At 45.2% G+C, this 719-nt stretch carries 1 protein-coding gene; it reads left to right on the top strand.

Annotated elements, in window-relative coordinates; translation table 11 throughout:
- Nucleotides 1-719 (top strand): MobA/MobL family protein (locus tag LI162_RS15225; RefSeq protein WP_227156875.1); only part of this gene is annotated, 719 nt, incomplete at both ends.

The following is a 719-nucleotide window of genomic DNA, read 5'->3' as shown; positions in this document are numbered from 1 at the left end:
GCAGACAGGAACAGATTGATTATACAACCGAATATATTCAAAAGACTTTCGTGGACGAGGGAATGTGTGCCGACTGGAGCATACACGATAAGGGCGACGGGAACCCACATGTGCATTTACTTGTAACCATGCGACCATTCAATCCAGACCACTCATGGGGCAGCAAGGAAGTCAAGGACTGGGATTTTGTCAGAGATACTGACGGAAATATCGTGGTTGATGAATCCCACCCGGACTGGTGGCAGGATAAGAAAAATCCAGACCGTCATGGAATCCGTATTCCGGTACTTGATGAAAACGGAGTACAGAAAGTCGGGGCAAGAAACAGAAAACAATGGAAAAGGGTTCTGACTGACGCTACCGGCTGGAACAATCCAAAGAATTGTGAGTTATGGCGAAGCGAATGGGCAAAGATGTGTAACCGGCATTTATCCATAGACAATCTGATTGACCACCGCTCTTATGAAAGACAGGGCAAATTGAAAGTCCCTACGATTCATGAGGGTGCAGATGCAAGGAAGATTGAGGAAAAATATCTCACCGGGCAGATAAGGAAAGGTTCATGGAAGGTCGAGGAAAACCAGATGATAAAAAAACAAAATGCACTGCTGCAAAAGGTAATTGCAACCTTTGGTAAGGTATCCGGTGCATTGTCGATGTGGAGGGAGTGGTTGAATGACATTAGAAGAAAGCAAAGAAGTAATTCCCATGATGGAAGC

Source organism: Mediterraneibacter sp. 210702-DFI.3.120, from assembly GCF_020561005.1.
Taxonomy (GTDB): Bacteria; Bacillota; Clostridia; order Lachnospirales; family Lachnospiraceae; genus Mediterraneibacter; species Mediterraneibacter faecis.
The sequence above is the reverse complement of the archived record's forward strand: the minus strand, read 5'-3'. Positions and strand labels throughout refer to the sequence as shown.